The sequence below is a fragment of the Salinicola corii genome (assembly GCF_008298015.1).
GTDB lineage: Bacteria > Pseudomonadota > Gammaproteobacteria > Pseudomonadales > Halomonadaceae > Salinicola > Salinicola corii.
In genome coordinates this window covers 262,677-286,490 of the sequence record NZ_VTPX01000001.1, presented here as the reverse complement: position 1 = coordinate 286,490, position 23,814 = coordinate 262,677, and the positions used below count along the sequence as shown (strand labels likewise).

The following is a 23,814-nucleotide window of genomic DNA, read 5'->3' as shown; positions in this document are numbered from 1 at the left end:
CGCAGCCCGACCCTGCGCTCGGGCCGGACGATCCCGGCCATCGGACTTGCTGCCGGGAAGTTTACCGCTGCTAGCCGTCACGTCCCGAGGATACGAACCGCCGACACGGCTTGTGCAACGCGCTTCGGCTTTGCGTAAACTGGCCAATCGATGGGACATTCATCGGCGGCGATGGGTTCGGGCCGCTCGAAAACGTTCGCGGTGTCGATCCCGGCGCTCACCGCCATTGCCGCGCACCTCCACTCGGCGCCATTATCCTGAATCACCGCTCGCTTGTCTCGTTACCGACAGGCTTGTTCGCTCAATCGTTCATTGGAGACGACATGGAATTTTCCGTACTGACCGTCAATCCGGCCAAGGTCGAGACAGCCTGCCTCGTGGTACCGCTGTTTCAGGATGGCGATCTGCTGTCCGCCGCTGCCAAGCTGGATGACGCCAGCGAGCGCTTGATCGCACAACTCGTCGAGCGCGGCGACTTCACCCCCGAACTGGCCAATGTCCAGTTGATCCCGTTCGCGCCGGGCCTGGCCGCCGAGCGATTGCTGCTGGTCGGCCTGGGCAAGCGCGAGACCTTCAATGAAGGCGCCCTGCGCAAGGCGCTGGATGGTGCCTTCACCGCACTGGCCAAACTGCCGGTGGACAGCGCCGCGGTGGCGTTCGCCGATGCAGAAGTCGAAGACCGCGATACCGCCTGGAACGCGCAGATGACGCTGGAAGCCGCCACCCGCGCCGTCTACCGCTTCACCGAATGCAAATCCACGCAGCCGACACTGCCGCAGTTACGCACGATCGAGCTGCTGGTCTCCGAGGCCAGCCAGGCTGACAGCGCCGAGACCGGCGCCCGTATCGGCGCGGCGCTGGGCGATGGCGTCAACCTCGCCCGCACGCTGGGCAATCTGCCCGGCAACATCTGCACGCCGACCTACCTGGCCAAGCAGGCCGAGACGCTGGCCGGGGAATCCGCCGGTTCGCTGACGGTGGAGATCCTCGATGAAGCCGAGCTGGAAGCGCTGGGAGCCCACTCGCTGCTGGCTGTGGGGCGCGGCAGCGCGGAACCCTCGAAGCTTATCGTGATGAAGTATCAGGGCGCGGAGGATCCCGAGGAGTCGCCCCACGTTCTCGTCGGCAAGGGCATCACCTTCGATACCGGTGGCATCTCGCTGAAACCCGGCGCCGGCATGGACGAGATGAAGTTCGACATGTGTGGTGCCGCCAGCGTGTTCGGCGCCATGAAAAGCGTGATCGCGCTGAAGCCGAAGCTCAATGTGGTGGCGATCGTCGCCAGCGCCGAGAACATGCCGGACGGCCGCGCGATCAAGCCCGGCGATATCGTCACCACGCTCAAGGGGCTGACCGTCGAGATTCTCAATACCGATGCCGAAGGCCGTCTGGTGCTGTGCGACGCCCTGACCTATGCCGAGCGTTTCGAGCCGGCCAGCGTGGTCGACATCGCCACCCTGACCGGGGCCTGCGTCATCGCGCTGGGCGATCACGCCAGCGGCCTGTTCTCCAACGACGACGATCTCGCGCTGGACCTGCTCGAAGCCGGCGAGGCCTCCTGGGATCGCGCCTGGCACATGCCGCTGTGGGACGACTACCAGCAGCAGCTGGACTCCAACTTCGCCGATCTCGCCAATATCGGCGGCCGGCCGGCTGGCGCCGTCACGGCGGCGTGCTTCCTGTCACGCTTCGCCGACAAGTATCCATGGGCACACCTCGATATCGCCGGCACCGGCTGGGACAGCGGCAAGCAGAAAGGCGCCAGTGGCCGCCCGGTGGGACTGCTGACCCGTTACCTGCTGGATCGCGAGAGCGAGCTGGTGGTAACGCCGGAGGCGTGATGTCGAATCGCTAGCCGGGCCGCTCGGGCCCGGTTCGTCGTCCGGCACATCGCTGACACGCTCCCCTCAACAGGAAGGCCCGACATGTTTATCGTTTCACTCTCCTACAAGGTGTCGATCGATCAGGTCGAAGCGCATCTCGAAGGCCACATCGCCTGGCTGAAGAGCGCCTATCAGCGCGAGATACTGCTGGCATCGGGGCGCAAGGTGCCACGTACCGGTGGCGTTCTACTCGCGCGCGGGGATCGTGCCACGCTCGAGGCATGCCTGGCCGAGGATCCGTTCAAGATCCACGACCTTGCGGATTACGAGATCGTCGAATTCGAGCCATCCATCGCGGCGCCAGGCCTGGAAGGACTGCTGGAATAAGCCGCTGTCCCCCACTACCCACCCCAACGCTTTGCATGCTAATTTGGATGGTCCGCTGCCTGGGGTCCCGGGCAGTTCCCAACCGAGGTCGTCGACCGCCTGCCGCCGCGCTCGCGTGGCCAGGCATCATGGACTGTCAGGAGAAGTCGCAGTGTCCACTTCAGGTTTCGAAGCCCGCCTTTCCTCCAACCCGCTCGATGCCACTCTGCGCAACGAGATTCTTGCCAACCCGGGCTTCGGCCGCTACTTCACCGATCACATGGTACATGTACGCTGGACCAGGTCGGACGGCTGGCAGCGCGGCGAGATTCGCCCCTACGGGCCGCTGCTGATCGACCCGGCCTCGCCGGTGCTGCATTACGGTCAGGAGATCTTCGAGGGCATCAAGGCCTATCGTCACGCCGACGGTTCGGTCTGGACCTTCCGCCCGGAGAAGAACGCCGCTCGATTCCGCGCCTCCGCCCGCCGCCTGGCGCTGCCGGAACTCGACGACGAGACGTTCCTCGGATCGCTCAAGACGCTGGTCGCGCAGGATGTCGCCTGGGTGCCGACCCCGCAGAGCGACGCCGAAGAGTGCAGTCTCTACCTGCGCCCGTTCATGATCGGCAACGGCAAGTCGCTGGGCGTCAAGCCGGCCGCCGAGGTCGACTACTACCTGATCGCCTCGCCGGCGGCCTCCTACTTCAAGGGTGGCGGCAAGCCGATCTCGATCTGGCTCTCCCAGCATTACAACCGCGCCGCGCCCGGCGGTACCGGCTTCGCCAAGTGCGGTGGCAACTACGCCGCTTCGCTACTGGCCCAGGCCGAGGCCGAGAGCCACGGCTGCGACCAGGTCGCCTTCCTCGACGCGGCGGAAAACAAGTGGATCGAAGAGCTGGGCGGCATGAACCTGTTCTTCGTCTACCGCGATGGCCGCCTGGTGACCCCGGCGCTGACCGGCACCATTCTCGAAGGCGTCACCCGTGACTCCATTCTGGAGCTGACCCGCGATGCCGGCCTGACGCCGGAAGAGCGCCCCATCAGCATCGACGAGTGGCGCGACGGCGTCGCCAGCGGCGAGATCGTCGAGGTCTTCGCCTGCGGCACGGCCGCCGTCATCACCCAGATCGGCGAGCTGGTGACCGAGAGCGACCGGATCGTCACGCCGCCAGTCGAGGGCGAGGCGATCAGCGCCAGACTGCGCAAGCGACTGCTGGATATCCAGTACGGTCGTAGCGAAGACAGCCGCGGCTGGCTGATGCGATTGGCCTGATGCGGGTGACCCGATTTCGTCCTAAGCTGCTGTAGGAACTGGATCGATCGCCGGTCCCGAAACGACCGCCCACCGGCGGTCGTTTCGTCTCGAGGCTCTCGAAGAACCTCGCACGAGACGACCCACTCACGAATTAAGGATGACGCAATGAAACCCGTGATGATCATTACCGGTGCCGGTCGTGGCATCGGCGCTGCCACCGCGATCATGGCCGCCCAGAAGGGCTATGCCGTCGCCGTGAACTACCGCAGCGACAAGGCCTCCGCCGACAAGGTGGTTGCCGAGATCGAATCCGACGGTGGCCGCGCCATCGCGATTCAGGCCGACGTCGTCGACGAAGCGGCGATCGTCGCCATGTTCGAGACCGTCGACCGCGAGCTGGGCCGGGTCGACGTACTGGTCAACAACGCCGGCGTGGTCGACCAGATCAGTCGTGTCGACGAGATGAGCTTCGAACGCGTCGACCGGATGATGAAGATCAACGTGGTCGGGCCGTTCATCTGCGCCCGCGAAGCGATCAAGCGCATGTCGACCCAGAGTGGCGGCAAGGGCGGCGCGATCATCAACGTCGGCTCCGCCGCCTCGCACCTCGGTGGGGCCGGCGAGTACGTCGACTACGCCGCCTCCAAGGGTGCCATCGACACCATGACCGAGGGGCTGGCAAAGGAAGTCGCCGGTGAAGGCATCCGCGTCAACACCGTCCGACCCGGCGTGATCCGCACCACCATCCATGCCAGCGGCGGCAACCCGGACAAGCCCGACGTGGCCGGCTCGGTGATCCCGATGGGCCGCATCGGCGAGCCGGAGGAGATCGCCAACGGCATCCTGTGGCTGGCCGAGGCCGGATTCACCACTGGGGCATTCGTCGACATCGACGGCGGCGTCTAGTCCTCCATCGATTGGCTGCGCGTCGCCCAGGCGGCGTTGAATCCAGCTTCGCGATGCTCATTGAAGAACCCTCAACTGCGCTCGCTTAGCTGGATTCGCCTTGCTTGGGGCTAGCTCGCTCAATCGCTCAGGTGTTGGGTCGTAGATCAAATAATTAGATACAATGCCCATCGCAGCTCGTAGCCGGGATTGTCTTTTCTCCCAGCTCCCAGACGCGAAGCGCCGCTCTTGCCGCTGACAGCTCCCCGAAGGGAATCATGACCAAAGTCGACTTCTACATCCTGCCCGACACCACGCTGGAAGCGCGGTTGAGCTTCGCCTGTCGACTGGCGGAGACGATCTATCGCAAGGGTTATCAGCTGCATATCCATACCCAGGACGAAACCATGGCCCGCGAGCTCGACGAGCTGCTGTGGACGTTCCGCGAGGAGAGCTACGTCCCGCATCGCGTCGCGGGGGACGCCATGGAGCCGCCTCCGCCGGTGACGATCGGCTGGGAAACCGTGCCGGAACCGGGCGTGCAGGCGATGCTCAATCTGAACGACGAGATTCCCGAGTGGTTCTCGCGGCTGGAGCGCGTCGCCGAGATCATCAACCAGCATCAGGACGTGCTGCGTACCAAGCGCGCCTGCTGGAAGACCTACAAGGATCGGGGGTATCGGGTCGAGGCACACAAGCTCTGACCCGAGGCAACGGCTGATGCCCTGCCCTCGTATCCGACACGCCGGCCTGACTCCGCGGCCATCGACAAGGTATAATCCCCGCCATTTTTCGCTACGCGGCATTTCGCCGTGCCGCGTGTCGTCATCACCGATTCGAGCCCGATAGCCGCCATGGACAAGACGTACCAACCCGATCAGATCGAAACCCGCTGGTATGAACGCTGGGAAGCCGACAACCGTTTCGCGCCGAGCGGCGAAGGCGAGCCCTTCTCGATCATGATCCCGCCGCCCAACGTGACCGGCAGCCTGCACATGGGCCACGCTTTCCAGGACACGATCATGGACACGCTGGTGCGCTGGAAGCGGATGCGCGGCAACAACACGCTGTGGCAAGTGGGAACCGATCACGCCGGCATCGCCACCCAGATGCTGGTGGAGCGCAAGGTCGCGGCCGAGGAAGGCAAGAGCCGCCACGATCTCGGTCGCGACGCGTTCACTGCCAAGATCTGGGAGTGGAAGGAGGAGTCCGGCGGCCATATCACCCGCCAGCTGCGGCGCATGGGCGCCAGCGTCGACTGGAGCCGCGAGCGCTTCACCATGGACGACGGCTTCTACCAGGCGGTACAGGAAGTGTTCGTGCGGCTGTTCGACGAGGGCCTGATCTATCGTGGCAAGCGCCTGGTCAACTGGGACCCGACGCTGCACACCGCAATCTCCGACCTCGAAGTGGAGAACCGCGAGCAGCAGGGCCAGTTCTGGCACTTCCGCTACCCGCTGGCCGACGGCGTCACCACCGCCGACGGCAAGGAGTACCTGGTCGTCGCCACCACGCGCCCGGAGACGCTGCTCGGCGATACCGGCGTGGCGGTCAATCCGGAAGATCCGCGCTACGCCTCGCTGATCGGCAAGTTCATCGAACTGCCGCTGGTCGGCCGCCGGATTCCGGTGATCGCCGACGAGCACGCCGACATGGAGAAAGGCTCGGGCTGCGTCAAGATCACCCCGGCCCACGACTTCAACGACTATGAAGTCGGCAAGCGCCACGACCACGCGCTGATCAACGTCTTCTCGCAAGACGCGACCATTCTCGAGCGCGCCGAAGCCTTCGACCTGCAGGGCCGGGCGCTGCCGCATGTCGACGTCACGCTGCCCGCCGCGTACGCCGGACTGGATCGCTACGTCGCGCGCGAGCGGATCGTTGCCGACATGGACGCCGCCGGCCTGCTCGAACGGGTCGAGACGGTCACCAACACCCTCCCCTACGGCGACCGCTCCGGCGACGTCATCGAGCCGCTGCTGACGGATCAATGGTTCGTCGCGGTCGAGAAGCTGGCCAAGCCGGCGATCGAGGCGGTCGAAAATGGCGATATCGAGTTCGTGCCCAAGAACTACGAGAACATGTACTTCGCCTGGATGCGCGACCTGCAGGACTGGTGCATCTCCCGCCAGCTGTGGTGGGGCCACCGCATTCCCGCCTGGTACGACGCCGACGGCAACGTATTCGTCGCCCGCACCGAGCAGGAAGCCCGCGACAAGTACGGGATCGCCGCCGACGTCACGCTGACCCAGGACGACGACGTGCTCGACACCTGGTTCAGCTCCGGACTGTGGACCTTCGGCACGTTGGGCTGGCCCGAGAAGACATCGGAACTCGAGACCTTCCACCCCACCAGCGTGTTGGTCACCGGCTTCGACATCATCTTCTTCTGGGTCGCGCGGATGATCATGCTGACCGGGCACTTCACCGGCGAGGTCCCGTTCAGGACCGTCTACGTCCACGGCCTGGTACGCGATGCCCAGGGTCAGAAGATGTCGAAATCCAAGGGCAACGTGCTCGACCCGATCGATCTGATCGACGGGATCGAACTGGAAGCCTTGGTGGCCAAGCGTACGGGCAACATGATGCAGCCGCAGAAGGCGCGCGCGATCGAGAAAGCCACTCGCAGCGAATTCCCGGAAGGCATCGAGGCCCACGGCACCGACGCCCTGCGTTACACCTTCCTGTCGCTGGCGACTACCGGGCGTGACATCAAGTTCGACATGGGCCGCCTCGATGGCTACCGCAACTTCTGCAACAAGCTGTGGAACGCCTCGCGCTACGTGCTGATGAACGCCGAAGACCAGGATGTCGGTCTGGGGGGAGAAAGCGTCGAGCTGTCCTTGGCCGATCGCTGGGTCATTTCACGTCTGCAGCAGACCGAAACCCAGGTCACCAGGGCACTCGAAGAGTATCGCTTCGACCACGCTTCCCAGGCGCTCTACGACTTCGTCTGGAATGAGTACTGCGACTGGTATCTGGAGCTCTCCAAGCCGGTACTGTGGGACGAAAACGCCTCGACGGAGGCCAAGCGCGGCACCCGTCGCACGCTGGTTCGCGTGCTAGAGGTGATTTTACGTCTGGCCCATCCGATGATGCCGTTCGTGTCCGAGGAGATCTGGCAGCGCGTCGCGCCGCTGGCCGGAACCTGGTCGAGGGAAGGCGACAGCCTGATGACACAGCCGTGGCCGGAAGCGGATGCATCACGCATCGACGAGCAGTCGATTCGCGACATCGAGTGGCTCAAGGGCGTGATCGTCGCGGTCCGTAACATCCGCGCCGAGATGAACATCGCTCCCGGCAAGCCGCTGGATGCCCTGCTGACCAAGGGCGCCGCCGGCGATCGCGAGCGTCTCGACGCCAACCGCCTGTTCCTGTCCAAACTCGCCAAGCTCGAGAGCGTGACCTGGCTCGACGATCCGGACCAGGCGCCGCTGTCGGCGACGCAACTGGTCGGTGACATGGAGGTGCTGGTACCGATGGCCGACCTGATCGACAAGGAGGCCGAGCTTGCGCGCCTCGCCAAGGAGATCGACAAGCAGGACAAGCTGATCGCTGGCATCGAGAAGAAGCTTGGTAATGAAAGCTTTACCGCCAAGGCGCCTGAGGCAGTGGTCGAGAAGGAACGCGGCAAGCTCAAGGATTACCTGGCAGCACGCCAGCACCTGGTCGAGCAGCGCAACAAGATCGCCGAGCTCGGCAGCTAGGTTCTTCCGATCTCGCGACTCTGCAAGACTTCGACGCCGGCCCTTTTCGAGGGCCGGCGTCGTTTCGTTCAGAGCGATGACCAGCACAGAGCCGGCACCAGAGAATTGGAATTAGTTTAGAAACACTGTTCCTTATTCTTGGCTTAAATTATAATGCCGAAAACTCACATCGAGTCTTCGACATGGATATTCGCCGAATCCTCTTCTACAACCTGCTCGCACTCGTGCTCGTCATCAGTTGGTGGCTCCCGACCGTACTGTTCTGGACCCGACTGGACGACGATGTGTTTTTTTTCTTCAACCAGTTCATCGGGCCCGTTTATCCACACTGGACGGAAGTTCTGGCGGTTCTCAACACGCGAGCATTCGACAAGATCATGTTCGGCGTGCTGCTGGGAATACTGTGCATGGCCATGCTTCGCGACCGGAATGGCGGTTGGCCGAAGTGGTTGGCCATTGGCCTGGTCATGTCGGCCACTGCCGCGACGCTCGGCGCGCTATTGCACGAGCATCTGTTGATGGTGCGCCCCAGCCCGACATTGTGGCACGGCCAAGTCAACCTTCTGAGCGATTACACCTCGCTGCACGCCAAGGATTCGGCATCCGACAGTTTCCCGAGCGATCACGGACTGATGGCAATGGTCTTCGCCAGCTTTATGCTGCGCTTCGCCGACCGACTGACTGCAGCGCTGGCCGTCACGCTGACGGGGTTGGTAACGCTGCCGCGAATCATGGTTGGGGCGCACTGGGTCAGCGACGTCTACCTGGGATCGCTGGCGATCGCCCTGGTGGTCTTGCCATGGGTACTTTGCAATGCCTGGATCGTGCGGTTGATCAGCGGCATGGCGTCGGTGTTCGACACTATCTATCGGCGCTTTCGTCCGAGCCATTACTGAGGAGTTCGTCATGACATCGACGCGGATGGATCTCAAACGCATCATCGCCTTCAACCTGACCGGGCTGCTCCTGCTGCTGAGCTGGGCACTGCCCCACGGGCTGCCCTGGACCGACCTGGACGACAGGATATTCTGGGCCTTCAACCAGTGGATCACGCCGGAAAACGGGCTATGGGACAATCTACTGGCACTGCTCAACACGCGCTTCTTCGATGCCGCGTCTTTCGGCGTCATGGGGGTGTTGTTCACCATCGCCATGCGCCGGGATCCGCGTCCCGACCGCCTGCGTCGCTGGTTTGGCATCGGCGTGACGATGCTGCTGACCGCCGGCGTCATCGCGATCGTGACCAACAAGGCCATCACCTATGGGCACCCCAGCCCGACACGATTCTTCGAGCATGCCGCTCGCCTGACGGATATCGTCTCGATACCCACCAAGGATTCGGCGTCGAACAGTTTCCCCGGTGACCATGGGCTGATGTTGATGATCTTCGCCGGATTCATGCTGCGCTTTGCCGATCGCCGCACCGCCGGCTGGAGTATTGCCTTCGTGCTGCTGCTGAGCGCACCTCGGATCATGGTCGGAGCGCACTGGTTCAGCGATGTCTACATGGGCGCGCTCAGCATTGCTCTGCTTGCCCTGCCGTGGGTTCTGTGCACGCCGGTAGCGACCACCATGACGACGCTGGTCCAGCGCGGGCTGTCGCGACTGCCATTGAACCGCTGACCTGAGCCGGTGGCGCTCCATCACCGTGTCCTGAAGAAAAGCGTCCATCCGAGGATCCGGCCACGGTTTCATTCAGCCGCGGTCCGCCTCCAGCGCCCGCTCGACCCCCTGGGCAAGGCGCTGCGAATTTCGCGATGTCGCGGCATCGGCGTGCCCTTCGGCCACCACTTGATCGCGTCCAGCGGATTTGGCGGCGTAGAGTCGCCGATCGGCCAGTTCGATCAGGTCCCGCAGATGCAATCCCTCCTCGGAGGTAGCGATTCCCATCGATAGCGTCACCGACAGTTCGATGCTGTCGAGCCGACAGGGATAACGCGCCAATCGATCACGAATACGCATGGCGGCTGCGATGCCCTGGCTTTTGCCTGCACCGGGCAACAGCATCAGAAATTCCTCTCCGCCGACTCGCCCGACGCTGTCGTCACTGCGCAGCGACTCTCGCAGCAGGCCGGCCAAGTGGCGAAGTACGGCATCGCCGGCTGAGTGCCCGTGGTTATCGTTGATCTCCTTGAAGCGGTCGGCATCCACCAGCGCCACAGCAAATTCACGGTTAGCCTTCCAGTAGATGGAGGCCCGTTCGAAGATCGCACGTCGATTGAGCACCCGCGTCAGCGAGTCGTGCATGGCATCACGTCGGTAGCGATGCTCATGGTGGTCGGTGATCGCCAGCATGCGCAGGATGACGATGCACAGCATGACGAAGACCAGCCCGAGTCCCAGGTCGGCAAGAAACGTGTCCACGCCCGAAACACTCTGGGTCACGCCATGCAGCGGGGGCAAATGGAGGACGCCGAGAGAGAGCGTGACGAGACAGCCGGTCGCGACGATCTTGGTGCGACGCCGTAGGTCGGCAAGCATCATTTCGACTTCGGCAAACAGGAGGAAGTAGACCAGACTGGCCTGATTGGCGGTGATGACGACGCCGACCACAACGACGAAGACGAGAAAGACGCAAAGCTTGACTGCCAGCGCGGTCGCCACGAACAGCCGACGATGCAGAACCAGCGCCACTACGTAGCCTGCAAGGCAGATCAGGTTGAGCCAACCAAGAATCGGGCGACCGACGAGAAACAACACGGGAGCGAGCATCAACTGCACACATAGCGCCAGCAGATAGATTTCGGCCATGATTTCGAAGCTGCGCCGACGCTCCGCCGGGAGGGAATCGGGTGCCTCGGTGCCTTTCCGCCAAAGAGAGAAGAACTGGCTCCGCATTTGCGACTCGTTGCTGTGCTTGGGTAAGACCCTTTTACGGGAACTCCGCTCGGGCCAGCGCCAGAGGAAACGTTAGTCCCACTGGCAAGGTTCGATATCAACAGAGACTCGACTCAAGTATCACCGTTTTCGACGAGAGAGGACATTGTCAGAATCGCCATTGCTCGTGTAGTCCCGCGCTTACAAAGCAATACCAATATCCTCGCGCCACGAATCTCGCGCAAGTTCTGTTAGCCTATGCTCGCCGGTAAGGCACTGGAACCTTGGACAATACGGAACCCTTTATGCGCTTCCTGCAAAACGACGATCTGGGAAAGCTTCTACTACGTCTGTGCGTCGGCATCCTGATACTGCTGCATGGCGTCAGCAAGCTGATGGATCCGACCAGCCTCAATGGCATCGCCCATCAGCTGTCGGGGATGGGGCTGCCCTCCTTCATCGCCTACGGGGTCCTGGTGGGCGAGATCGTCGCGCCGCTGATGGCGATCGTCGGCTGGCAAGCGCGCATTGGCGGGCTACTGATGGCAGTCAACATGATCGTGGCGCTGATACTGGTCCACACCTCGCAGCTGTGGACGCTGAACAGCCAGGGGGGATGGACGCTGGAACTGCAGGGCATGTTCCTGTTCGGCGCCCTGGCGATCATGTTCTTGGGAAGCGGACGCATGGCGGCCCGCCCGGACTAGGCAGCGGTTCAGGCCCCCAGCGCCGACAGGCGCCGGTCCAGCAGCTCGGGGAAGCGCTTGAACCAGCGCTGGTTGAGTGGCGAGGGGTGTGGAAGCGGCGCGAGGGTGAAGCGTCTGGACTCGCCGGTCGATAGCGTCAGCTCCGTGACGCAGGTCGCGGTGAAGCGATCCTCCCGGGACCAGAAGGCCTCCAGCCCATCGCGAATCTCGCGCGACTGGCCGATCCCGAACCAGTGGAATGCTTCCCGTCCGAGCGTGATGACATGCTCGCCGGACCACTGCTGCGTCAGCAGTGCCGCTATCAGCGGCTGGAACCGCCGCTTCACCGCCATCGGCCAGGCCTTGTTGCCCAGCGGCTTGTAGGGGACGGTGTTAATCCAGTAAAGATCCTCCCCCACCTCCAGCGAAGCGTCGAAATCCGGCATCGGCCGTCCATGCCGGTGCCGGTAGAGCGCCTCACGGACCTTCTGCCCACCGGCACCGACGAACGGCAGCCCCATCTCGACCTCTCGCTTGCCGGGGTCGCGCCCGAAGACGGCCAGCCTCGCCTGCCTGGGCCCCAGGCCGACGATTGGCGCCAGAGGATCGCGGTCGTACTGGCGATAAACCTCCCGATCCAGCCGCTCGAGCTCGGCCGCCTCGCGGCGCATGGCGTGTTCGATATCGGCGGGTATCGATCGTGTTGCCTGGCTCATGATGGCTCCTGAAGCGTCCGGCCGCTGCGACGGGGAGCCGTGGCTGCCGGGGATCGCCGCGATATCAGTTCCATGGCGCGTTGAGTACCAGTACCCCCGCGTTGAGATAGGCGGCGAAGCTCACCCATACCAGGTAGGGCACCAACAAGCCGGCGGCGAAGCGTGAATAGCGGGAGAACGTCACGATCGTCCACACGATCAACCCCCACAGCAGCAGCAGGTCCAGCAGCCCGATCAGCATCCAGTGCGCGGCGAAGAACAGCCACGACCACAGGCCGTTGGCGACGAGCTGGAGGACGAATGGCGCCACGGCAGACCGACGTGCACCGGCCGGTGCCGCCAACGTCACTTTCGTCGCCGCGACCGCCATCATCAGGTAGAGCAGCGTCCAGGCCGCCGGAAACAGCCAGTCCGGTGGCGTCAGGGGCGGCTTGGCGAGCGCAGCGTACCACTCGCCGGGCGGCGCCAGGATGCCGCTGCTGGCAGCGATCGCCACCAGCAGCAGCCAGCCGAGGAAGATGCGTGTCGAGCGATTCACGGCGTCACCAGCTGCCGCTGTTTTCCATCGAAGCCCAGGGCTCCTTCGGGGCTTGCGCCTCGCCTTTCTGGAGCAGTTCGATCGAAATGCCGTCGGGGGAGCGGACGAACGCCATGTGCCCGTCTCGTGGCGGCCGGTTGATGGCCACGCCACCCGCCTGCAGCTTCTCGCAGAGTGCGTAGATATCATCGACCCGATAGGCCAGATGGCCGAAATTGCGACCGCCGGTGTAGGTTTCCGGATCCCAGTTGTAGGTCAGTTCGACCATCGGCGATTGCTCGGTCTTGGCGCGCGGCGTGTCGTTGGGCGTGGCCAGGAAGACCAGCGTAAAACGCCCCTTCTCGCTCTCCTTGCGTGATACTTCCTGCAGGCCCAGCAAGTCGCAGTAGAAATGCAGTGACGCGTCGAGATCGGCGACGCGAACCATCGTATGCAGGTATTCCATGAATTTGTTCCTGATTCGTCAGTGTGTTGGACCATCCAATGGTAGACCACCAGCGCCGATCGGTGAATGACGCCCCCTCGCCACGTTCGAGTCGACGTGGCAGCCAACCTCGCACAAACTGCGACGTTCGGCAGCTCCCTTCACTCACGAACGCCCCGACAAGGAGATCGTATGGACTCCGTTACCCAAGCCTGCCTGGGCGCCGCCATCGGCGGTGTGGTCATGCCTCGACTCGGCCGGCGCGCGCTGTTGATCGGGGCCGCCCTCGGGACCCTGCCGGATCTCGACGTGTTGATCGATTACGGAGACGCCGTTGCCGACTACACCCGCCATCGCGGCTTCAGCCACTCGCTGATCGTGCTGACCGGTGTCGCGACGCTTTGCGCCGGGCTCGCCGCGCGATGGTCACGCACGCGCGATCTCGCCTCATTCTGGCACTGGTGGTGGCTGTTCACCCTCTGCCTGGCGACCCACCCGTTACTCGATGCCTTCACGACCTATGGCACCCAGTTGCTGTGGCCGATCCCGCTGCGGCCGGTCAGCTGGCATACGCTGTTCATCATCGACCCGCTCTACACGCTGCCCCTGCTGATCGGGGTGATCGTCTTCGCCATACGCCCCGCTGCCCGTCGGCTCCTGGCCGCGCTACTGGGAGTCTCGTGTCTTTACATCGGTTTCAGCCTGGGTGCCCAGGCGTTCGTCGAGCAACGGCTCGCGCCCTTCCTGGCCCAGCGGGGCATGAGCAACGACCCCATCCTGGTTCAACCGGCCCCCCTCACCACCCTGCTGTGGCGCGTCACCGTCATTCATGACGGTGCGGCCTACGAAGGCTGGGTCAGCCTGCTGGACGGCGACAGCCCGCCGACGCTGGCACCCTGGCCACTGGGCGACGAATGGCAAGAGGCCGCACAGCGGACACGGGATGGCCGGCGCCTGGCCTGGTTCAGCGGCCCGTTCCTGCGTTATGAAATCCGCCGGGAGGCGGGAAGGGAGAGACTGCTGGCCACCGATATCCGCCTGGGCGTGCCGGGAACCCACCCCTTCACCTTCTCGATTGCCGAACGCGGTGATGACGGCAAGTGGCGGCCCATGGCCAGCGAGCGCTCGAGTTCGGGCCGGCCGGAACGGGCCGTCATGCAACGTCTGCTGGCGCGAATCACCTCGCCGCGAGTGGAGCCGATCACCGCCCCCGAGTGAAACGAGAACCGCCCGCTATCATCGATAACGGGCGGCTCTCCTCGACACAGGAAAGCGCGATCCGACGATCAGAAATGCGAGTCGACGTAGTGGCCGATCGCCTGCCTGGCTTCGGTCAGCGACTGCTGCTTGCGCTCGTCGCCCATGTTCAGGCCCTCGGCGTAGATGGCGTCGACGTCCTTGATGCCGATCAGGGCCAGCATGTGCCTGAGGTGGGGCGTCTGCGAGTCCATCTCGGTGCCGGCGTACATGCCACCGCGAGCCGCCAGAATCAGCCCCGACTTGCCCTCCAGCAGGCCTACCGGGCCATTGGCAGTGTACTGGAAGGTCCTGCCGGCGCGCAGGATGCGGTCGAACCATGACTTGAGCTGGCTCGGAATGCCCAGGTTGTAGAGCGGCACCGCCAGCACCAGGAGATCGCAGGCATCGATCTCGGACAGCAACTCGTCCGACACCTCGGCCAACTGCCGCTGCTCGTCACTGCGCTCGGCAGGATCGGTCATCCAGCTCGCCATCTCGGCACCGGTCAGGTGGGGCAGCGGCTGCTCGACCACGTTGCGCTCGGTCAACTCGACGTCACGCCCCTGCAAGGCAGCCTTGAACGATTCCGCCAGCGCCCGGGACTGGCCACCCTCGCCGAAGATGGAACTGGTGATGAGAAGAACACGTCGTGTCATGAAGCCGTCTCCAATGCTGAAGTCATACCCAACCAAGATGCCGTCGATGACCGGCAAGCGTTGCTGGGATTATTCATTGCACTCCATGAAATGAAAATCGCTAAAAATAGCATTGAGCGTTCGATAATTTCGTTCGTTGTCGCCGCATGACCCTGGTCGCTCAGCGGCTGGCCTCGACACCCTGCCCGCACCCCTGGAACTCGCGCTCCCCGTAACGCAGCGTCACCCTGACCGGCCATGGCTGGCCGCTCATGTCATCGAAACAGGCGCCGGCGCGCAGATCGAGCTCCATGGGATACCGGCCGCTGTCGCTGACCAGGATCATGCGCGCATCGCCGCCGTTCTTCACCGAGGCGACACGATAATCGAACGCATCGGTGGCCTGGCCGTAATCGGATACCAGCGTCAGCGAATGGCTGTTGCGGTCGAGGGACACGTTCCAGCCGGGCTCGTTGCCGCTGGCGTAGAAGATGGTGTCCGGATGCGCTTTGCGGGTCGTCGTCTGGCGCTCGCTGGCCAGCGTGCAGACCAGCCGGCCGTTGTCGCTCTCGACACGGGCATCGCGCCCCTGACGCCAGAACGAGACCCCGCCGAGTTCGTAGCGGGAGCCGGAGCCCACCACGGCGCTCGGCAGTTCCGTCTCGCCCAGGGCGGTCCACAATCGCAGTCGGCTGTCGTCGGGCGTGGTGGTGACCAGATCCTGGGACGGCGTGCAGCGCCAGGCGGTGAACGTCTCGCCGCCATCGGCGAAGAAGGCACTCGGCATCAGCGGCGACTTGAGCGCAGCCAGGCCCGAGGGCGCGGTGGGCTTCATCTCCTGGTGCTGCCCGCCGCCGGCACACGCCGTCAGCAGGAGCGAAGCGGCCGGCAACGCCAGCCAGCGGAGCGATGAGCGATAACGACCGAGGAAGGCGCGGCGGTCTTTGCCAGCCTGAAGCGCGTTGGACATGAGCAAGGTTCCCGAGAGGTGTCTGGACACGAAGAGAGTGTTTACCAAAGGGCTGCACTCGACAATGCGGCGTTGAAATTGACCTCACCGAACTTCAGTTCAGAACGTCCGCAGGACGGCCCGAAGGGCGAGCGGTGCGAGTCAAATACTCATTTACGCCCTGTAAATTCCGCTTTCTCGTCCAATTTCGCCTTGCCTTGTCTTCGTTCGCCTGTTTTGTAAACACCCTCGGATAGCCGTCATAAAAAAAGCGCCGCGAGGTCGTCTCGCGGCGCAACGTCCAGCCTAACATGCCAGGCGTACCGGCGGGCCAGACCATGAACCCGTTCATCCCTCGACACTCGCCTCAGGCGTAGCGCTGCCTCAGCTCCCGGGCCGCCTCGACCATGTTGGCCAGCGCCGGTTCCACCTCGGCCCAGCCGCGCGTCTTGAGGCCGCAGTCCGGATTGACCCAGAGTCGCTCGGGCGGAATCTTCTCCGCTGCCTTGGCCATCAGATCGACCATCCAGGCGCGCTCGGGGATGTTCGGCGAGTGAATGTCGTAGACCCCGGGTCCGATCTCGTTGGGGTAGTCGAAGTGCTGGAACGCATCCAGCAACTCCATGTCGGAGCGCGAGGTCTCGATGGTGATGACATCGGCATCCATGGCCGCGATGGCGCCAATGATGTCGTTGAACTCGGCGTAGCACATGTGGGTGTGGATCTGGGTCTCGTCGGCGGCCACGGCAGCGCTCAACTGGAAGCACTCCACCGCCCAGTCGAGATACGCCTGCCACTCGGCCTGGCGCAGCGGCAGCCCCTCCCGCAGTGCCGGCTCGTCGATCTGAATGATCGCGATACCCGCCCGCTCGAGATCGGCGACCTCGTCGCGCAGCGCCAGCGCGATCTGACGGCAGGTCTTGGCGCGCGGCTGATCGTCGCGCACGAACGACCACTGCAGAATGGTGACCGGACCGGTCAACATGCCCTTCATCGGCTTGTCGGTGAGCGACTGGGCATATTCGCTCCAGCGCACCGTCATCGCCTCCGGCCGCTCCACGTCGCCGAAGATCACCGGCGGCTTGACGCAGCGTGAGCCGTAGCTCTGCACCCAGCCGTTCTGGGTAAAGGCAAAGCCGTCGAGCTGCTCGCCGAAGTACTCGACCATGTCGTTACGCTCGGCCTCGCCGTGCACCGGCACATCGAGCCCCAACTGCGCCTGGCGCTCGACGACCAGCGCGATCTCCTCTCGCATGCGGGCTTCGTAGTCGGCCACGTCGAGGATGCCCTTCTTGAAGTCACGGCGTGCCGCACGGATCTCCTGCGTCTGCGGGAAGGAACCGATCGTCGTCGTCGGGAACAGCGGCAGGGCGAGGCGCTCTCGCTGGGCGGTGGCACGTATCGGGTAGACGTTGGCACGGCGCGTGTCCGCGGCGCCCACCCTGGCCAGACGCTCGGCGACCCGGAGCTTGTGGATACGCCGCGACTCCCGGCGCGCCGACAGGGCCCGGCTGGCGTCCTCGATGCGCTGGCGATCCGTTTCCGTTTCGGTACCGTCGAGCACGTGGGCAAGTGTCACCACCTCGTCGAGCTTCTGCCGCGCGAACGCCAGCCAGCTCTTCAGCTCGGGATCGAGCCTGGTTTCGTTGTCCAGGTCGACGGGGACATGGAGCAGCGAGCAGCTCGGCGCCAGCCACAGGCGGTCGCCCAGACGTGCCTTGGCATCCTCGAGCTCGCCGGCAAGTCGGGCCAGATCGGCGCGCCAGATGTTGCGGCCGTCGATGGCACCAACGGAGAGCACCTTGTAGGGCGGTAGCCGGTCGAGCACCGCGGTCAGTTGCTGCGGCGCCCGCACCACATCCACATGCAGCCCCTCGACCGGTAGCGAAACGGCCAACCCCAGATTGTCGCCGAGACCACCGAAGTAGCTTGCCACCAGCAGCTTGACCGGCGTCGACTGCAGCTTGTTGTAAGCCGACTCGAAAGCGCCCTGCCACTCGCCCGGCAGGTCCTGAACCAGCGCCGGCTCGTCGAGTTGCACCCATTCGACGCCCGCGCTTGCCAGGCGACCCAGGATCTCGTCGTAGGTCGCGACGAGATCATCGAGCAGCGAGAGACGCTCGAGCCCATCGCTCTTGGCCTTGGATAACCACAGCCAGGTGACGGGACCCGTCAGCGCCACCTTGACGGGATACCCTTCGGCCCTGGCTTCGGCGACCTCCTCGAATAGCCGCTCGCTGGCGATACGGAACGTCTGCCCCTGGTATAGCTCCGGCACAAGGTAGTGGTAGTTGGTATCGAAATACTTGGTCATCTCGCACGCCGCCGCCGGCTCGCCACTGGGCGCGCGTCCACGCGCCATCCGGAAACTGGTGTCGAGATCGACCTCACCATCGATGCGACCGAAGCGTGGCGGAACGGCGCCGATCAGCACGGAAACGTTGAGCACCTGATCATAGAAGGCGAAGTCGCCCACCGTCACGACGTCTAGGCCCGCATCGATCTGGTCCTGCCAGTGCGTCCTGCGCAGACGCGCACCTTCCTGTTCGAGTCCATCGCGGTCGAGCTCGCCTTTCCAGTAGGCTTCGACGGCTTTCTTCAGTTCGCGATGAGCACCGATTCGCGGGTAGCCCAAGGCATGCACCAGGGTGGTCATGTGTAGGGTCTCTCAGAGTTTAGCGGTTAGAATGACGAAGGTCAGCTTGACTGGCAGTGTCTCCGGCAACGCATCCTGAATCAAACGCGTTTACCTAATCCTCAACGTGAGCAAAATTCATAGCATGCTCGAACTTCGCCACCTCCGTACGCTGATCGCCCTGCGCGATACCGGTTCCCTGGTCGAAGCGGCGGAACGCGTCCACCTGACCCAATCGGCGCTCTCCCATCAGATCAAGGATCTGGAGTCGCGTCTCGGCATGCCGCTGTTCACGCGCAAGACGCGTCCGGTGTCGTTCACGCGTGCCGGAGAGCGTCTGTTGACGCTGGCCGAACAGGTTCTGCCTCAATTGCGTCTGGCGGAGCGGGATCTGGCTCGGCTGGCGGGTCATGAACAGGGACGCCTTCACATGGCGATCGAGTGCCATAGCTGCTTTCAATGGCTGATGCCGACCGTCGACCACTTTCGCGATCACTGGCCGGAAGTGGAGGTAGACATCCCCAGCGGCCAGAATTTCGACCTGCTGCCCGGCCTGACCCGCGAAGTCCTCGACCTGGTCATCACCGACAATCCCGAGCCGCTTCCGGGTGTGCACTATGCGCCGCTGTTTCGCTACGAGGGCCTGCTGGCCGTGGCCAAACAGCATTCCTTGGCGACCCGAAGCTGGGTCGAACCATCGGACCTGATCGAGGAAACGCTCATCGTCTACCCGGTGGACCATTCCCGGCTGGACGTCTTCACCCAGTTTCTCGACCCGGTCAGCGTGCGTCCGAGGGAAATTCGCAGCGCGGAGCTCACGGTGATGATGATGCAGTTGGTGGCCAGCGGACGGGGCGTGTGCGCCCTGCCCAATTGGGCGCTGACGGAATATCTGGAGCGCGATTACGTCAAGGCACTGCCGCTGGGCAAGGAAGGCGTATGGAGCACGCTATACGCGGCGGTCCGTGAGGAGAATCTGTCGCTACCGTGGATGGAGGACTTCATTCGCACCGCAAGAGATACGTCGTTTGCGGTACTTAGCGGCATCAAGCCAGCAGGCTCGACGGAACCCGCATGAACGAAGCTCCGCGACACGGGATTGAAAGGCGTGTCGTCGCTCTGTCTTCAGGACAATTCCTCGTCGAAGGTCAGCGGGTGAATCGCTTCTCTCCCATGCAGCGGTAGCAGCAGGCTGAACCGGGCGCCCCCCAGGCGGGCGCTGCGATCGACCACGACGTTCCCGCCGTGCCAGGCCATGATCTTCTGCACGATGGAAAGCCCTAGGCCGTATCCGCCGGAGCGGCGAGTTCGACTGTCGTCCAGTCGGGCGAATGGCTTGAAGATGGCGATACGCTTCTCTTCCGGCACGCCAGGACCATCATCCTCGACATCGATCCGGACAGCTCTCGGCTCGCGATGGACCGTCACCATGACCCGACTCTCGGCATGGCGGCAGGCATTGGCGACCAGATTCTGCACTGCGCGCTGCAAGTAGCGCGGTTCCGCTTCGACCTCGAGCTCCTCGCCATCGGCAACGCCGAGTTCAAGATGCGGATGCAATGGACTCAGCGTGTCCAGCACTCGCCAGGCGACCGCCCGGCACTCCATGCTCTCCGTCTTGAGCGTGACGCCTTGCGCATTCTCGCTGTCGAGCTTGGCATAGGTGAGGATTTCGTCGATCAACCGATCGAGTTCGGAAATATCCTCGTCGATCCCCGACAGCTGGCGCTGGGCGCTTTCATCCTTGCTGAGATCCTCGAGCATCTGGGCCGCAAAGCGAATACGGGCTACCGGCGTACGCAACTCGTGGGAAACGGCGCGAATCATCTCCTGCTGACTGCGCAGTAACGACTGCACTTGCGCGGCCATGCCATTGAGCGCCATGCCCAGACGGCCAACGAAATCGTTGCTGTCGACCCGCACCCGCGAGTTGAGATGCCCGGCCGCAATCCGCGTCGCGGCACGCTCCAGCCTTCCCACACGGCCCTCGACGCCCCATACGATGAGATAGATAGCCCCGGCCAGGGTCGAGAGCACCATGATCAGCAGCGCCAGCGCCAGCGACAGCGGCATCGATTCGAAACTGGGCAGAGGGCCGATTCGCAACCAGCGATCCGGCCCGACCCTGGCGTGAATGTAAAGCGCGCTGAGTCCTGTTTCGAGACGCACCACGACCTCGCCGGCGTCGAGTCGCGTCGCCTGGATGGGATCGACATCCGTCGGTGGCTCGGTATAGAGACCGAGCGGCACGTGGAACTGTCGTTTGACCCGCCCGAAGCGTCGAGCCTGGATCTCCTCCGTCTCGCCGCTCAGCCAACTCCGCAGCACCTCGGTGATGCCGCGAAGCTGCATCTCGTTGAGACTATTGATGCGTGCCGCCAGCACCCATTTGGAGTGCGGCAGTTGATAGAGAGAGCGCCAGCCTTTATCGGTCGACTCGATGACGGGGCGATTCTCGCGCAAGCGAGCCCGTTCGAAGTAATTGAGCGAAAGGTCCTCTAGCTTGAAAAGCCCTAAAGGCATGCCCAGCGTCGATGCCATCGATGCCAGCCAGTCGTCCCGCTGCGACAGCGGTTGGCGGGAGACGAGATCGGAAAGCAGCGCCAGCGGGCCGCTGACAAGATTTTCTCGGTAGTGCTCCTGGCGCACCTTGTCGACCATCAGGAAGCCGAAAAGGACCAACGCGAAGGTGATGACCAGTGCCGCCAGCAACGACACGTAGAACCGAAAGAAAGTGCTGTCGGTAAAGGAACGACGCATGTTGAATCTCGTGCGGCAATCGGCTTCGTGGATGGCCAGAAAGGCTAGTGTCGCCCGTCCCTCGGAAGAGACGGGAGCCTTCTGCAGGAGGCGATCGATGCCCGAGGCGCAGGAGACGAGGTCCCGCGCTCAGCCAGCGTTCCGGAAATCGGCCTTTCGCCCCCGCGTGGCGTGGAAAGCCGAGGCACGACAGTGCTGATCGCGACAGCCCGGGAACCGGCCGAGATCACGGCGCGGGGGGACTAGAGCGGACACCGTTGTCGGTTCGCTTCAGCTATCTCTCACGAACAGATACCCTTTGCTCCGCACGGTCTTGATACGGTGAGGGTGATTGGGGTCGTCACCGATCTTGGGGCGAATACGCGAAACCCGCACATCGATGGAACGATCCTGTCCATCGTATTTGATGCCGCGCAACTGGGAAAATATCTCTTCGCGAGTCAGCACGCGGCCGGCATTGTCGGCCAGCAACCAGAGCAGATCGAACTCGGCGCTGGTGAGATCGACGCGCTCTTCCTCCAGCCAGGCTTCGCGAGTGGCACTGTCGATGACCAGATTGTCGAACGTCAGGCGTGTCGCCCCACTGGAGGAGACCAGACTGTCGGCGCGGCGCATCAACGCCCTCATGCGCGCCAGCAGGACCCTGGGCTGAACCGGCTTGGGCACGTAGTCGTCGGCCCCCATCTCCAGGCCAAGGACCTGATCCATGTCGTCGGTGCGTGCCGTCAGCATCAGAATGGGGCCGGCATAGTGCGGACGCGCCCGCCGGCAGATGGACAGGCCATCCTCGCCGGGCAACATCAGATCGAGGATCACCATGTCCGGCTGCTCCTCGACGATACGCTCCACGCCATGCGCGCCATCATGCTCCAGCCCGACCTGGAATCCGTTCGCCTCCAGATACTCACGCGTCAGATGTGCCAGACGCTCGTCGTCTTCGATGATCAATACGCGATCTTGATGTGCAGTGCTGTCCAAGCTGTCATCCATCCCTTTGAGTTGGCCTCGATACCCTGCATACCACGGTGTTCATTTATTATTTGGCAATCGACGGCGTCCAATGACTCGATAAGTCAAACGAATATCACGCACCGTAACTGCATTAGTGTTCTGCGATACGATAACTGACGCTACGCTGAAATAAAGCAGATGGCGAATCAAACAGCATCATACCCGAATTATTCCCTTTGTAACCCGGTATCGTCAGCATGCAAACCTATGTAGGCCACATCCCGGTGCATTCGCAACCCAATGGAGGAGAAAAAGATGGCGGACGAGCCCTTTTCCGGCGAATCCTCAATCACAACCGCCACGTTGCAGATCGCCGCCGCCGTTATCGTCGATCAACATCAGCGGATCCTCTTGGTACGCAAACGCGGCAGCCGTTGGTTCATGCTAGCCGGCGGCAAGCTCGACGCTGGAGAGACGCCGGAACAGGCCTTGCGACGGGAAATTCGTGAAGAGCTAGGCGTCCAGGCTACGGACGCCGAGCTGATCGGAGAGGCCACGACGGTGGCCGCCAATGAAGCCGATCATCGGGTCCACGCCCATCTGTTCTGGACCGCAATCCAGGGTCAAGCTGGCGCACACGCCGAAATCGCAGAGATCCGCTGGGTCGACTGCGACGAAGCCGTGACACTACCGCTGGCTCCGCTGCTACGCAGCAAGGTACTAGCGATCGTGCGCTCTCGACTTGGCCTCGAACCTGCCTGTGCCTAATAAGCCAGACGCCCATAGAGTTCAGCGAACGGCCGCATCACATGGTTCCGATAGGCAAGCCGTTCCTGCAATCGTCGATACCAGGCTTCGACGTTAGGCAACCGCGGGCGCGGGATCTCGAGTTCAAAGTAACGATAAAGGGTGGTCCCGGCGGGAATGTCTGCCACCCCCAAAGCCTCGCCGCTCAGGAAGGGTCGGGTGACCAGTTGGCGATCCAGAATGCGGTAAAGGCGGTCGCACTTCATTAGTGCGCGTTCGATAGCCTTGGCGTCACGCTGAGCGGCAGGCGTACGATAGAAGCCCCAGAATACGCCGGTGAAGAAGGCGGGCTCCAGTTCGGAAAGCGACCAGTCCAACCAGCGGTCGACCGCCGACTGCTCGGCCGGTGTGGTGCGCAGGAAGGCGCTGTCGCCATGCTCGGCGGCCAAGTAGCGCAAGATCGCGTGTGTCTCCCAGACGACGGTCTCACCGTCACGAATGACCGGAATGCGGCCATTGGGATTCATCGCCAGGAACGCCTCGTCATCCAGGCCACCGGCGTCGCCGCCAGCCGGCCGATGCCGATAGTCGAGTCCTAGCTCGTCAGCGAGCCATAGCACCTTCTGTACGTTGTAGGAGGTGCGTCTACCCCAGATGGTCAGCACTGTTCGGCTCTCCTGC

22 protein-coding genes are annotated in these 23,814 nt (G+C 63.4%); 12 read left to right on the top strand and 10 right to left on the bottom strand.

Translation table 11 applies throughout. The features are described from left to right. Positions 1 to 323 precede the first annotated feature (323 nt). The 8 genes from F0A16_RS01305 (at position 324) to F0A16_RS01270 (ending at position 9,659) form a co-directional block, all read left to right on the top strand. On the top strand, positions 324 to 1,841 hold the full coding sequence (locus F0A16_RS01305; protein WP_149433591.1) for a leucyl aminopeptidase: 1,518 nt from the start codon (positions 324 to 326) through the stop codon (positions 1,839 to 1,841). Positions 1,842 to 1,925: 84 nt separating this feature from the next. Further along, positions 1,926 to 2,210, top strand: coding sequence for a YciI family protein (locus F0A16_RS01300; protein WP_149433590.1), 285 nt, complete (start codon positions 1,926 to 1,928; stop codon positions 2,208 to 2,210). A gap of 151 nt (positions 2,211 to 2,361) precedes the next feature. Then, a complete protein-coding gene (locus F0A16_RS01295; RefSeq protein ID WP_149433589.1) occupies positions 2,362 to 3,462 on the top strand; it encodes a branched-chain amino acid aminotransferase in 1,101 nt (366 codons plus the stop codon). Between the two features lie 147 nt (positions 3,463 to 3,609). Continuing rightward, on the top strand, positions 3,610 to 4,350 hold the full coding sequence (locus F0A16_RS01290; protein WP_149433588.1) for an SDR family oxidoreductase: 741 nt from the start codon (positions 3,610 to 3,612) through the stop codon (positions 4,348 to 4,350). A gap of 257 nt (positions 4,351 to 4,607) precedes the next feature. Continuing rightward, the gene (locus F0A16_RS01285; protein WP_149433587.1) at positions 4,608 to 5,033 is read left to right on the top strand and encodes a DNA polymerase III subunit chi; all 426 of its coding nucleotides are present in this window, start codon (positions 4,608 to 4,610) and stop codon (positions 5,031 to 5,033) included. Positions 5,034 to 5,183: 150 nt separating this feature from the next. Further along, positions 5,184 to 8,036 (top strand): valine--tRNA ligase, encoded by a 2,853-nt coding sequence (locus F0A16_RS01280; protein WP_149433586.1) that lies wholly within the window; start codon positions 5,184 to 5,186, stop codon positions 8,034 to 8,036. 182 nt (positions 8,037 to 8,218) lie between these two features. Further along, complete coding sequence (locus tag F0A16_RS01275) at positions 8,219 to 8,932, top strand: phosphatase PAP2 family protein (RefSeq protein WP_149433585.1); 714 nt, start codon at positions 8,219 to 8,221, stop codon at positions 8,930 to 8,932. Positions 8,933 to 8,942: 10 nt separating this feature from the next. Beyond that, the gene (locus tag F0A16_RS01270) at positions 8,943 to 9,659 is read left to right on the top strand and encodes a phosphatase PAP2 family protein (protein WP_239023671.1); all 717 of its coding nucleotides are present in this window, start codon (positions 8,943 to 8,945) and stop codon (positions 9,657 to 9,659) included. Positions 9,660 to 9,731: 72 nt separating this feature from the next. Here the strand turns inward: F0A16_RS01270 and F0A16_RS01265 are convergent, their stop codons facing one another. After that, on the bottom strand, positions 9,732 to 10,874 hold the full coding sequence (locus tag F0A16_RS01265) for a GGDEF domain-containing protein (protein ID WP_149433584.1): 1,143 nt from the start codon (positions 10,872 to 10,874) through the stop codon (positions 9,732 to 9,734). Positions 10,875 to 11,158: 284 nt separating this feature from the next. Here F0A16_RS01265 and F0A16_RS01260 point away from each other — a divergent pair, with 284 nt between their 5' ends. Continuing rightward, positions 11,159 to 11,560: a DoxX family protein gene (locus F0A16_RS01260; protein ID WP_149433583.1), complete on the top strand. Its 402-nt coding sequence runs from the start codon at positions 11,159 to 11,161 to the stop codon at positions 11,558 to 11,560. Positions 11,561 to 11,568: 8 nt separating this feature from the next. On the opposite strand, the gene F0A16_RS01255 is transcribed toward F0A16_RS01260, so the two are convergent. The 3 genes from F0A16_RS01255 to F0A16_RS01245 form a co-directional block, all read right to left on the bottom strand. Further along, positions 11,569 to 12,255, bottom strand: coding sequence for a uracil-DNA glycosylase family protein (locus tag F0A16_RS01255; RefSeq protein ID WP_149433582.1), 687 nt, complete (start codon positions 12,253 to 12,255; stop codon positions 11,569 to 11,571). A 64-nt stretch (positions 12,256 to 12,319) separates the two neighbouring features. Beyond that, the gene (locus F0A16_RS01250) at positions 12,320 to 12,793 is read right to left on the bottom strand and encodes a TspO/MBR family protein (RefSeq protein WP_149433581.1); all 474 of its coding nucleotides are present in this window, start codon (positions 12,791 to 12,793) and stop codon (positions 12,320 to 12,322) included. Between the two features lie 4 nt (positions 12,794 to 12,797). Continuing rightward, positions 12,798 to 13,238, bottom strand: a complete 441-nt coding sequence (locus tag F0A16_RS01245) for a VOC family protein (RefSeq protein WP_149433580.1) — start codon at positions 13,236 to 13,238, stop codon at positions 12,798 to 12,800. 171 nt (positions 13,239 to 13,409) lie between these two features. On the opposite strand from F0A16_RS01245, the gene F0A16_RS01240 reads away from it, so the two are divergent. Next, a complete protein-coding gene (locus F0A16_RS01240; RefSeq protein ID WP_187775875.1) occupies positions 13,410 to 14,435 on the top strand; it encodes a metal-dependent hydrolase in 1,026 nt (341 codons plus the stop codon). 68 nt (positions 14,436 to 14,503) lie between these two features. Here the strand turns inward: F0A16_RS01240 and F0A16_RS01235 are convergent, their stop codons facing one another. The 3 genes from F0A16_RS01235 to metE form a co-directional block, all read right to left on the bottom strand. After that, positions 14,504 to 15,112, bottom strand: coding sequence for an FMN-dependent NADH-azoreductase (locus F0A16_RS01235; RefSeq protein ID WP_149433578.1), 609 nt, complete (start codon positions 15,110 to 15,112; stop codon positions 14,504 to 14,506). 160 nt (positions 15,113 to 15,272) lie between these two features. Further along, complete coding sequence (locus F0A16_RS01230; protein ID WP_149433577.1) at positions 15,273 to 16,061, bottom strand: MliC family protein; 789 nt, start codon at positions 16,059 to 16,061, stop codon at positions 15,273 to 15,275. A 346-nt stretch (positions 16,062 to 16,407) separates the two neighbouring features. Next, positions 16,408 to 18,696: a 5-methyltetrahydropteroyltriglutamate--homocysteine S-methyltransferase gene (gene metE, locus F0A16_RS01225; RefSeq protein WP_149433576.1), complete on the bottom strand. Its 2,289-nt coding sequence runs from the start codon at positions 18,694 to 18,696 to the stop codon at positions 16,408 to 16,410. Between the two features lie 124 nt (positions 18,697 to 18,820). Here metE and F0A16_RS01220 point away from each other — a divergent pair, with 124 nt between their 5' ends. Continuing rightward, positions 18,821 to 19,753, top strand: a complete 933-nt coding sequence (locus F0A16_RS01220; protein ID WP_149433575.1) for a LysR family transcriptional regulator — start codon at positions 18,821 to 18,823, stop codon at positions 19,751 to 19,753. Between the two features lie 47 nt (positions 19,754 to 19,800). On the opposite strand, the gene F0A16_RS01215 is transcribed toward F0A16_RS01220, so the two are convergent. Further along, positions 19,801 to 21,435, bottom strand: a complete 1,635-nt coding sequence (locus F0A16_RS01215; protein WP_149433574.1) for an ATP-binding protein — start codon at positions 21,433 to 21,435, stop codon at positions 19,801 to 19,803. A gap of 270 nt (positions 21,436 to 21,705) precedes the next feature. Beyond that, positions 21,706 to 22,425: a winged helix-turn-helix domain-containing protein gene (locus tag F0A16_RS01210; protein WP_110598559.1), complete on the bottom strand. Its 720-nt coding sequence runs from the start codon at positions 22,423 to 22,425 to the stop codon at positions 21,706 to 21,708. A gap of 276 nt (positions 22,426 to 22,701) precedes the next feature. Between F0A16_RS01210 and F0A16_RS01205 the strand changes: the two genes are divergently transcribed. Continuing rightward, positions 22,702 to 23,154 carry an NUDIX hydrolase gene (locus tag F0A16_RS01205; RefSeq protein ID WP_149433573.1) on the top strand — a complete coding sequence of 151 codons (453 nt, stop codon included), beginning with the start codon at positions 22,702 to 22,704 and terminating at the stop codon, positions 23,152 to 23,154. Here F0A16_RS01205 and F0A16_RS01200 read toward each other — a convergent pair. Continuing rightward, positions 23,151 to 23,798: a glutathione S-transferase family protein gene (locus F0A16_RS01200; protein ID WP_149433572.1), complete on the bottom strand. Its 648-nt coding sequence runs from the start codon at positions 23,796 to 23,798 to the stop codon at positions 23,151 to 23,153. The genes F0A16_RS01205 and F0A16_RS01200 overlap by 4 nt on opposite strands. Positions 23,799 to 23,814 lie beyond the last annotated feature (16 nt).

Excerpts from the sequence above, each read along its gene's own strand:
- F0A16_RS01305 (WP_149433591.1), top strand. The coding sequence starts at position 324 with ATGGAATTTTCCGTACTGACCGTCAATCCGGCCAAGGTCGAGACAGCC.
- F0A16_RS01300 (WP_149433590.1), top strand. The coding sequence starts at position 1,926 with ATGTTTATCGTTTCACTCTCCTACAAGGTGTCGATCGATCAGGTCGAA.
- F0A16_RS01290 (WP_149433588.1), top strand. The coding sequence starts at position 3,610 with ATGAAACCCGTGATGATCATTACCGGTGCCGGTCGTGGCATCGGCGCT.
- F0A16_RS01285 (WP_149433587.1), top strand. The coding sequence starts at position 4,608 with ATGACCAAAGTCGACTTCTACATCCTGCCCGACACCACGCTGGAAGCG.
- F0A16_RS01280 (WP_149433586.1), top strand. The coding sequence starts at position 5,184 with ATGGACAAGACGTACCAACCCGATCAGATCGAAACCCGCTGGTATGAA.
- F0A16_RS01275 (WP_149433585.1), top strand. The coding sequence starts at position 8,219 with ATGGATATTCGCCGAATCCTCTTCTACAACCTGCTCGCACTCGTGCTC.
- F0A16_RS01270 (WP_239023671.1), top strand. The coding sequence starts at position 8,943 with ATGACATCGACGCGGATGGATCTCAAACGCATCATCGCCTTCAACCTG.
- F0A16_RS01265 (WP_149433584.1), bottom strand. The coding sequence starts at position 10,874 with ATGCGGAGCCAGTTCTTCTCTCTTTGGCGGAAAGGCACCGAGGCACCC.
- F0A16_RS01260 (WP_149433583.1), top strand. The coding sequence starts at position 11,159 with ATGCGCTTCCTGCAAAACGACGATCTGGGAAAGCTTCTACTACGTCTG.
- F0A16_RS01255 (WP_149433582.1), bottom strand. The coding sequence starts at position 12,255 with ATGAGCCAGGCAACACGATCGATACCCGCCGATATCGAACACGCCATG.
- F0A16_RS01245 (WP_149433580.1), bottom strand. The coding sequence starts at position 13,238 with ATGGAATACCTGCATACGATGGTTCGCGTCGCCGATCTCGACGCGTCA.
- F0A16_RS01240 (WP_187775875.1), top strand. The coding sequence starts at position 13,410 with ATGGACTCCGTTACCCAAGCCTGCCTGGGCGCCGCCATCGGCGGTGTG.
- F0A16_RS01235 (WP_149433578.1), bottom strand. The coding sequence starts at position 15,112 with ATGACACGACGTGTTCTTCTCATCACCAGTTCCATCTTCGGCGAGGGT.
- F0A16_RS01230 (WP_149433577.1), bottom strand. The coding sequence starts at position 16,061 with ATGTCCAACGCGCTTCAGGCTGGCAAAGACCGCCGCGCCTTCCTCGGT.
- metE (WP_149433576.1), bottom strand. The coding sequence starts at position 18,696 with ATGACCACCCTGGTGCATGCCTTGGGCTACCCGCGAATCGGTGCTCAT.
- F0A16_RS01220 (WP_149433575.1), top strand. The coding sequence starts at position 18,821 with ATGCTCGAACTTCGCCACCTCCGTACGCTGATCGCCCTGCGCGATACC.
- F0A16_RS01215 (WP_149433574.1), bottom strand. The coding sequence starts at position 21,435 with ATGCGTCGTTCCTTTACCGACAGCACTTTCTTTCGGTTCTACGTGTCG.
- F0A16_RS01210 (WP_110598559.1), bottom strand. The coding sequence starts at position 22,425 with ATGGATGACAGCTTGGACAGCACTGCACATCAAGATCGCGTATTGATC.
- F0A16_RS01205 (WP_149433573.1), top strand. The coding sequence starts at position 22,702 with ATGGCGGACGAGCCCTTTTCCGGCGAATCCTCAATCACAACCGCCACG.